The organism is Segatella hominis, from assembly GCF_004535825.1.
GTDB lineage: Bacteria > Bacteroidota > Bacteroidia > Bacteroidales > Bacteroidaceae > Prevotella > Prevotella hominis.
The window spans coordinates 1-9,559 of record NZ_SGVY01000082.1 but is presented as its reverse complement, the minus strand read 5'-3'; the positions used below and the strand labels follow the sequence as shown (position 1 = coordinate 9,559).

9 protein-coding genes and 1 pseudogene are annotated in these 9,559 nt (G+C 37.7%); 7 read left to right on the top strand and 3 right to left on the bottom strand.

What is annotated here, in order from left to right; translation table 11 throughout:
* Positions 1-336 precede the first annotated feature (336 nt).
* From EXN75_RS17900 to EXN75_RS17895, 3 genes are all read left to right on the top strand, one after another.
* The gene (locus EXN75_RS17900; RefSeq protein ID WP_167639567.1) at positions 337-498 is read left to right on the top strand and encodes a hypothetical protein; all 162 of its coding nucleotides are present in this window, start codon (positions 337-339) and stop codon (positions 496-498) included.
* Positions 499-558: 60 nt separating this feature from the next.
* On the top strand, positions 559-1,008 hold the full coding sequence (locus EXN75_RS16480; RefSeq protein WP_134844643.1) for a hypothetical protein: 450 nt from the start codon (positions 559-561) through the stop codon (positions 1,006-1,008).
* 304 nt (positions 1,009-1,312) lie between these two features.
* Positions 1,313-1,489: a hypothetical protein gene (locus EXN75_RS17895; protein ID WP_158570212.1), complete on the top strand. Its 177-nt coding sequence runs from the start codon at positions 1,313-1,315 to the stop codon at positions 1,487-1,489.
* A gap of 385 nt (positions 1,490-1,874) precedes the next feature.
* Here the strand turns inward: EXN75_RS17895 and EXN75_RS16475 are convergent, their stop codons facing one another.
* Complete coding sequence (locus EXN75_RS16475) at positions 1,875-2,123, bottom strand: hypothetical protein (protein ID WP_187349106.1); 249 nt, start codon at positions 2,121-2,123, stop codon at positions 1,875-1,877.
* Positions 2,102-3,013 carry an Abi family protein gene (locus tag EXN75_RS16470; RefSeq protein ID WP_118120177.1) on the bottom strand — a complete coding sequence of 304 codons (912 nt, stop codon included), beginning with the start codon at positions 3,011-3,013 and terminating at the stop codon, positions 2,102-2,104. The genes EXN75_RS16475 and EXN75_RS16470 overlap by 22 nt, the downstream gene beginning before the upstream one ends.
* A gap of 631 nt (positions 3,014-3,644) precedes the next feature.
* On the opposite strand from EXN75_RS16470, the gene EXN75_RS16465 reads away from it, so the two are divergent.
* From EXN75_RS16465 to EXN75_RS16455, 3 genes and pseudogenes are all read left to right on the top strand, one after another.
* Entirely contained in the window at positions 3,645-4,889 is a 1,245-nt protein-coding gene (locus EXN75_RS16465; RefSeq protein ID WP_134844642.1) for a hypothetical protein, read from the top strand.
* Between the two features lie 265 nt (positions 4,890-5,154).
* On the top strand, positions 5,155-5,487 hold the full coding sequence (locus EXN75_RS16460) for a hypothetical protein (RefSeq protein ID WP_134844641.1): 333 nt from the start codon (positions 5,155-5,157) through the stop codon (positions 5,485-5,487).
* A gap of 42 nt (positions 5,488-5,529) precedes the next feature.
* Positions 5,530-6,884: pseudogene (locus tag EXN75_RS16455) on the top strand (type I restriction enzyme subunit R domain-containing protein); the annotation flags it as partial.
* A gap of 219 nt (positions 6,885-7,103) precedes the next feature.
* Here EXN75_RS16455 and EXN75_RS16450 read toward each other — a convergent pair.
* Entirely contained in the window at positions 7,104-7,862 is a 759-nt protein-coding gene (locus EXN75_RS16450) for a transposase (protein WP_134844640.1), read from the bottom strand.
* A 1,203-nt stretch (positions 7,863-9,065) separates the two neighbouring features.
* Here EXN75_RS16450 and EXN75_RS16445 point away from each other — a divergent pair.
* Positions 9,066-9,559: hypothetical protein (locus EXN75_RS16445; protein ID WP_187349105.1), on the top strand; the 494-nt coding region annotated here is incomplete at its 3' end.

Genomic DNA, 9,559 nt, shown 5'->3' with positions numbered 1-9,559 from the left:
AAAATTGTATTAGCATGGATATCAAGAAAATGGAACGAAATAAAGGAGATCAACCTCACATTGGCCTAAAGGGTGTGATATGGGATAAAGAAAAAGGATTGATCCAATATTCCTTGCTGAATGGGATCTTCTTCATAAAGAACGGTTGACAACTGTATAGAAACGTATTGATGAAGTTAATAAGCATATTGAAAAATTTGAAGGTAAAATAGATGGTTTAAGAGAAGATGGTTTCCGTGCAGAAGAAATTGAAGGAAAACTTAATAATATCCTAAAATTAGATGTCAAGAATCAATCTGTTAATGAATTGGCAGAAACGATAACACATGAACTTGCTTGCATGGTAGTGACTTAGATAAAATAATTAAGACTTATGAAAAAGATGGTATTGAAGCTGTAAAAAAGCTATTTGCAAGTGACCCAGGGGGAGATATGGATCATGAATCTTTAGCGAAGCAAGATAAAAAGCATGTGGGGGTTCAAATTATAATCAAGTAAAAAAAATGATAAATAAATACCCATCTATAAAAAAAGTGTTTAACAGTGAGCAAAAGAAATATGAAAAAGTTTTTGGAAATTAATAGTTTTGCTTTAATAATGATAGTAGCAGCTTTATTGATGCTGCTATCATCATGTCATGGAAATAGGAAACGATTATCTTCTAATGAAGAATCATCTTTCTTAATAACATATTCCAAAAAAGAAATAGTAATAGAATCAACTAAAAGTAATGGTGTTGTAGATCATTTCTTTTATAAAAATGGAGAATACTTTGCTTCTTCTGATTCTATTTTGTTTTTTTCAACAGTTAAAGATACTATATTAAATGTAACAAGTTATGAAAAAAAATACAAAATAATAATAAAGAAAGAAAGAGACGGAGTATATAAGACATCTAGTTATTATGTGAATGATATGGGGAGTCTATATTTCTTGATTTCATATAGTTATGATTCTAAATATCAAATTTTTCAAATAGAAAAAGGTAGCAATGTGGTGTATCAATAATGTGATTAAACTTATGGTGGAATTAATCCTTTTTTCAGAGTAGGGAAGTACAAGATGTCTCCCGGCGCTCATACAATATCGAGTACAAGCAAAGAGAATGTGGTCAATACCCTGACGTTGCACTACATCAAGGCGCATTTGGTGTACCACTGGAATAAGAACCAGAAGAAAAATGATGGTATAGGAAAGTAATTATACTTTCTCTTCGAATAATTCGTCAATTCTACTTCGCTCTGAATCATGCCTTCTTGAGCAAGTTTCTTTAATCCCTCAAATCCGCAACCTTATAGGATGTAGTGGGACTATGCCAGAAGAGCATCAAACCATAGATTCAACCTTGGGATTGAGATGCACTATGTTTGGTTATCAATATAGCGAGATTCTACGCTCTCTGATGTGCGTATATCTTTGTGGTGGCAAGGAACGCATCTTCGATGACATGAACGTAACTTCTACAAAGCTATCCTGCGAAATGGATTAAGACATCACGTAGGCATGTATTGAACATTTACTCAGACAACAATGCTTATGCCAACCTGTTCAAGACAGACTTTGGTTAAAGACCATGCTTTTCTGGTTAAAACTGGCGTATTACCTCAAGTCGCTTTATGGGGTAAGGGGATTTGGTGTTTACGACGTTTCTGTTATGCAAGGAATATGTACAATAAAAGAATTTTTGTCGTTTTACAAACAAAATCCCACGAAATCAAATAGGTTGCGGATTTGAGGAATATCAGAACCTCCTCACGCTTTAGCTGATCATGTAAGAATGGTTAGATTTCTGTGAGAAATCAACTCGTGGAAAGAGGGATAAAAAGTGAAACCTCCCCTTGTGATGTCTTTGGGCATCACAAGGGGAGGTTGATTTATCGGAAGAAAAATGCGGAAAACTGTAGAAAAACGCTACGAAATAACGCAACCTTTTCCTGTAGGCTCAGCTTTGGTGCTATATGGGATACGGCTTGTTGGCTTTCTTTCGTTGTGACATTAGGCTCGGCCACAACGAATGGTATTCCGTGCACATCAAGAATTCTTCTTAACCTGGCATTTTCTGTCTCTAATTCTTGAAGCTTGGCAATAAGTTCATTTGCATTTAGTTGTTTGCCTGTATCCATAGCGGTTCTTGTTCCCAGCCAAAAGGAAATCCAAGAGCCGCCAGGTCTATCTCTGGAAACTTGCTGAACAGATTGTGCATTTTGGCAAGCATATCATTGTTGGGAGAGATAATGTCAAGGAAATACTTGATGATGCACATGTTATAATAGATTCTACGCTTGTCCGTAGGAAGTGTAATCCACGGACGAGCCATGCCTCTCATGTCATTTGGAATAATCTTGTTGACTTTGTTCCAAACACGGGCGTGGTGACAACAAGCATTGCGAGTAAGTGTAAGCACAGAAAGCCAAGACTCAAACACCGGAGCATGAAGACTGAAACGCTTGGCAATCTGTTTTTTCAAACCTTTGTCTTTTAGATTTCTATAGTACATATTCACGCTACCCATTGGGAGTAGCTCTCCAAGTATCCATGCAGGTGGAAACGGTTCGGTGTAAGTTCTTTTGAAATGTTCTATAAAGTCTTCTGTGGAATGTTCGTATTCCTTTGTCAACATAGTCATGCTATTGTTGAAAATAGCTTGGTTATGAAAGTATGAGGGATTGGTAAGCCAATAAATGTCCCCAGTTTGTTCTGCCGTCATATTCATCACGGCTTCTCTAACGGCAATTTCTATCTTCTCAATCTCATTAAAGAGAAGCAGACGCAACTTTTTGTCAAAGCGATATAGCATCACTACTTTGCTAAATGTAGCACCTTCCTTATACTGATGAAGTGTCTTTGGAGTTTTCAACAAGGGATGCATATACGCTGACAATCGATAATAGCCAATGCTCTCCAAATACAATTGAGCCTTTTGCCTATCATTAATTATCAATCCACGATTTTTTAATAAGGTTACAAGTTCTCGTGGGGTCTTGTAATCTTTTCCGAAATTTCTCTTTGCCATAGCCTATAAACAAAAAAGCCCAGCCTATTTAAGCATTGTAAAGAGGCTCGGCTGGAACTAACACTGCAAAGATACAAATAATCATTGAGAATACAAACTTTTTGGAATGAAAAATCACGCAAAAGAGGATTTCTTTTACAGATTTGCGTTTAATTATGTTAAATCATAGGTTAAAACCGCATTTTATCTATCAAAGCGAATGGCTTTTTGAGATTAAAACATTACATTTGTAATGTCTATACCCGTACCGAAAGCCCCGATGGGCAGAGGTTGGGCAGACATATATACATATAAGGCGTAACTGTACGCTTTGGTTTTGACGCAGTAAGAATCTGGCAGTTCGAACGCAAGTTGTCAAAAACAAAGCAACGGGAACGCCTCATGGGATGTATTGTATACAAACCTCATTGGCTTCGGACATTTCTATGTTCGTTGTTGATGTAGGGTGAACCATATACTTACATCATACGTGGGGCTTTCGGCGTTTCTCGTTTCGACAACTTGGGCGATGCCAGAGCCTTTACTGCGTGGAACGAGCGACAGATTGGCTCCACGTTTCTTATTTGTGTATATAGAGTCTTTCCTTTTATTAATGAATAGTTATGGAGCCTGCTATAAAAGCAAGTGTGATATGGATAAAGAACTATTAACCAAATTTCAATCTGTAGTAGATTCTTTTAACCGAAAAGAATTTACCTCGCATGACTTTATCAAAAAATTTCTTGAAAAATATGAGGATGATTATCGTGATATATTTTCGGTGAAAACCTTACAGACAACACATGCACAACTTGCCAGACTGCTCAGTGAGAACGCAAAAGCATTAGGTATCACAAAGAGCGAAAAAACGTTGAGCGAAAATTTTCATGGGAAGAAATCTTTTGTCCAAGGCTGGAAATTTCTGATAGTATACCTTGTAGCTTTCGTTTGTACTTCTATGGAAATGTCTGCTCAGACATTCCTTTCTGTTCCAAATCCAGAAGAAGACAATGTAGTGATGTCGCAAATGTATAAAGTAATAAGAGACAAAGAATATTACCCTGATGATTTAAAGATAAATGCAAAAATTAGTGCAACTGACACATTTACTGATGTCTACAATCCCTATTACCGTGGGTTCAACTACAATGACAGCGAGCTTCTTGACATGGTAGAAGAAGAACAGCAGCAAACATGGAAATGGCTTTATACGTCAAACTATGAAATAAAAAAAGACACTTATCCTTATGAATTAAAGTATCTGTCGTACAACTACTTTCCTCAATATAAGGTGAGATTCAATGAATATGGATATGAATCGTATAAAATTATTCCAAAGTTTGTTTATGATTCAAGTGGCAAACTTGTTTACGTGGCATCTATGACAAGAAATTGGGATAACTATTCCAATGAGGTCAAACGATTAGTGTTTTTGAAAGATTATAAAAATAATAAATATGGGATAAAATCACGAAGTGAAAAGACGCAAAGGTTCCTTAAGCTAATACTATGTCGTGATAACGGATTTGAGAAAACTTACGAAGAAAAAAGGAAAGTTTATTGGAAATATCGTGGAAATCGGGCTTTGAGGAATGCTAGTGTCTATTTTGACTCAGATGGCGATAACTATATCTCACAACTTAGAAAAGACCATGAGTCAGAGTTTGAATACGTCTATAAGATAGAAAGAGTGTCTAATTGGAGTTTCATAATTGTGTATCTTGACTCTTCATTACGACCTTCACATCGCGCCTTTATTACTTATGTTACTGGCAACAAACCATTTACTTATAGTCTTATTGGGAGAATTATGGAGATTCCTAAAGATTTACCTCCAATAGTAAATTGTTCAGGAAGGGTACATCAAAATGTTTGTAGGTTACCCGAAGAAAAGTAACAAGTGAAATGGATGTTAGGTATTAGTTCTATAGACATTCGGAGAGTGTAAACTTAACTGTGTCAAGCTACAATAAAGTAGCTTAGCACAGCTCTTTTTACACTCTCTTGCATGACATATGATTGATAAAAAACAATGTATGTCCGCCAGAAATAAATCGCCACAATTGCCCCTTACCTCATCAATCTCCTGCTGGTGTTGGTATAGCTGGAACAATATACGATTATAATGGTAGTGTGTACGTTGCAGACGAAGGACGAATCAAATGTTCGTACCTTTGATGATGCGTATCATTAATCGTCTCACGGCTGCTACGGTAACGGTGGATGTTCGTGCAGACATGTTGGTAGAGGACGAGTTCTTCTCTGCCATCGAGGATCGTGACACCGCTTTGAGGATAAGAGATAAAAAGTTGGCGGAGAATGAGGAGCATCTGAAGCAGAATGAGGAACTCCTAGCGGAGAAGGATAAGCGAATCTTGACTATGGCGAAAATGATGTTGGACAATAGAATGGATCTAGATGCTATTAAGCAAGCTACAGGATTGACCCAGGAGCAAATCGACAGTTTGAAATATCTTTGTAGGCGAAATGGATGAATAGCCATATTCTTGTAAGTGTAATGATAAAAAAGATAAGATATGCCTGTACAAAGTGAAGCCGCCCTCGAAAACGGACTTATAGATACTCTTCAAAAGATGAACTACGAGTATGTTCATATTGAAGAGGAGAAGAATCTGTCTGCCAATTTCAAGAAGCAGTTGGAGAAACACAACAAGAAGAAATTGGAAGAATTGGGCCGTACCGAATTTACAGAGTCTGAGTTTGAAAAGATACTTATCTATCTTGAGGGTGGCACTCGTTTTGAAAAGGCAAAGAAACTACGTGACCTCTTTCCGCTTGAACTCGAAAGCGGTGAACGCCTATGGGTGGAGTTCTTGAACCGCACTCACTGGTGTCAGAATGAGTATCAAGTTTCCAATCAAATCACGGTTGAGGGTAGAAAGAAATGCCGTTACGATGTGACGATACTCATCAATGGTCTGCCTTTGGTCCAAATAGAACTGAAGCGCAGAGGTGTGGAACTGAAACAGGCATACAACCAGATACAACGCTATCACAAGACTTCTTTCCATGGACTGTTTGATTATATCCAGTTGTTTGTCATATCCAATGGTGTGAACACTCGCTATTTCGCCAACAATCCGAATAGCGGCTTCAAGTTCACATTCAACTGGACAGATGCCGCAAACGTTCCGTTCAACGACTTGGAGAAGTTTGCCACAGTGTTCTTCGACAAGTGTACGTTGGGAAAGATTATTGGCAAGTACATTGTATTACATGAGGGAGACAAATGCCTGATGGTGCTTCGCCCATACCAATTCTATGCCGTGGAGAAGATTCTCGACCGTGTGGAAAACTCTAATGACAACGGCTATATCTGGCATACAACAGGAGCTGGCAAAACCTTGACTTCTTTCAAGGCTGCCCAACTTGTATCGGAATTGGACGATGTGGATAAGGTGATGTTTGTGGTTGATCGCCACGACCTTGACACGCAGACACAAGCCGAATACGAGGCATCATGGATGATTATAATAATATGTATGGAACGAGTTTCACCACAGAAAACTTCCGTGCATATTACGATGACATCAACCTCCGCATGAAGAAAAAGAAGGCGGACATGAAGCCTCTTGACCTCTGCTTGGTTGTCGGTATGTTCCTTACAGGTTTCGACAGCAAGAAGCTCAACACTCTCTATGTTGACAAAAACATGGAGTACCATGGCTTGTTGCAAGCGTTCAGCCGTACCAACCGTGTGTTGAACGAGAAGAAGCGTTTCGGTAAGGTGGTTTGCTTCCGTGACTTGAAAAGCAAGGTGGACGAGTCCATCAAACTTTTCAGCAACAGCAACAATCTTGAAGATATCGTACGTCCACCATTTGATGAGGTCAAGAAGAACTATCAAGAACTGACAAATGACTTCTTGGAGCATTAAGTTTTATAATGAGCAACTTACAATTTGGCAACAAGTTGTTGCCAAATTAGGAAAAGATATGAGGGTGTGTCATAAGTCTGTGACGCACCCTTTTTTTGGTGTGTTTCTGTATATTTTAGTTGAATCGTAGTCTTTCTTCACAAAGGGAATCTTATTATATTGTATAGAAACTTTACTTTTCTTGTTTTATCGATAACAAAACAGCCCCAAAGCTCACAAAAGGGCATAATTGTCCCAGACGGTAAAACTGTCCAAATTGAGTTTTATCCCCAAATATTTCTTCAAATTGAATCCTATACCGAACAACCCTATGTCCATGTAAACTTTGTCCTTTCCGAAATGCCTGAATCGCTTGTAATGCATGTCTGCCTTCATCTGTCCAAACGCAGCTTCTGGCTCTATCGGTCTCTGACTTCTGTGTTTCATACCTTCCTCAGACGTCAGCAGCAAAAATGCTTCCTTTTTATACGCATTCAACTTATGGTTGACATATATGGTTCTGTTACCATTGGCTTTCTTGCAAAGCCCCCCAAGTGGACAGCCTTCACATCGCTGCGCTCTATATAATGATATGACGGACGCATAGCTTGAGTCACTTTTCGTTTGCCGTTGTCCGCAAGGATTTATGTGTTGTCCCATGGGACAGACGTAATAGTCTTCGTCTTTATTGTAGTAGAAATTTGCTTGGTTAAAGACATCTTCCTTGAAAGGTTTATGCTGTTCTTTGTGAAACCAGTTGTACTTTACATATCCCACCATCTCTTCCATCTCCATGTACTCATAGTTCTCCTCTGATCCGTATCCTGAGTCTGCGGTGACGCACTTGGATTGCTTTCCATGTCTTTTCCTGTACTTATCCAAGAAAGGCTTGAATGTCACCAAAGAGTTCTCATACTCACGCAGCTCACCAGTTCCAGCATAGGTATCCATGAGAGGGTTGATGTCCATACTGCGAACAATACGATCCACCATACGCACTTTGCTGTCTTTTGGTACATAATCATCAAAAGAGTTAGGAAAAAACTCAATTCGTGCCGAGTTTCAGATTTTATTTGTATCTTTGCCATACTTTAAGAAGTTTTCTGCAAAGATATACTTTTTTGCGGAAAAACAAAGCCCGAGCTTGTGAAAGTTTGGGCTTTGTTGTAAATAAAAATGTTTTTTAAAGATTTCGTATCTGTGAAAAGGAAAAAAATAAAAAGGGGTGCGTCACAGACTTATGACACACTCTCTTTTCTATCTCTATTTTTCTACAAGCAATGCTAAATCATAATATTTTTCGACTACACTCCCTATTCTCCCAAATTCTCTTTTAAATTTCCTTCACTGCCCGGGTATATTTTTCTCCCTGCCCACGCAAGAATTTTTCCGTGGGCAGGGAAAAATAAAAGTGGGTACAGGGATGGATAAAACATATTATATAGACATATCCATAACAAAGTAGTAAATTTACCGCTTTATGTAAGAAAATGCAGAATATATTTGCTTTTTGCACAATTTGCACAAAGATTTATATAAAAATGATCTGTTTTTTGGCAGTTTACTTAAAAATCATTATCTTTGCTCCCACAAATATGGAACAAGGAAGAATGATCCTACTTCGTATAGCAGGCAGGACTACACAGGGCAAAGCATACTTCGGCAAGGCTCTAAGTAATCTTCTGTCAGTAAAAGTAATAATGAGTTTGATTGAGACATGTAAAGCCAAATACAAGTTTCGATTAACCCTAAAAGTGCCCCGATGTTTCTGCTGTCAACAGGATACTGCATGCCGCCCGCATGATGCAGATAGAAAAGCAGCGTGAGGAGTATTGTTGCTAGTATGGCGACAGGGCATAAAGCTAAAACATTTAATCCTGCAGCTATTGTTAGCTCTACGTTAAAAGGTAATGCAAGTAATGTGACAAATTATATTGCAACATCAATTCCTATAGGTTATAGCCTATTAGGAAGTCGTCTTTCTACAATAAGTATCAGAGGAGATTTTGTTACAATAGGGCAAAGGCTATTCGGGATAAAAGCTCCAGGTACATCCATTCCTGTATATACGAGATTCATTGCTGGTCACTCAATTGATAATTTTTACAATTACTATTATCCCTCAAAATGATGAAATATTTATTTTTTATATTGCTACTACTACCAGTAGGTTGTGGGTTGCCATACTGCAAAAAAGTGAAATTAACAGAAGATGACTTGTTGTGGATTAATCATTTTAAAGCAAACGACACAATTTATTATCTCTCCAATCAGAATCTTATAGATACCGTAATTGTGAAAGATGTTCAAATATATAATCCAAAGAATACATTCATATTCGACACAGAAGGACAAAATTGGTTAGAAGGGGATAATGAGTTTTATGGCTTTGCCACAGTTGATTTATCACTAATACACTTTACAGATACCTTTTTAATAAGATTCGAGATAGAACGAATAGCTAAATTGGGGGCATTAAGAAGTAGCTGTAATTTTTGTGAATGGAGTTGGATAAATAAAAAAATACATGTAAATGCCATAAACATACAGGGACAATGCTTTAAAAATTGTATTAGCATGGATATCAAGAAAATGGAACGAAATAAAGGAGATCAACCTCACATTGGCCTAAAGGGTGTGATATGGGATAAAGAAAAAGGATTGATCCAATATTCCTTGCTGAATGGGAT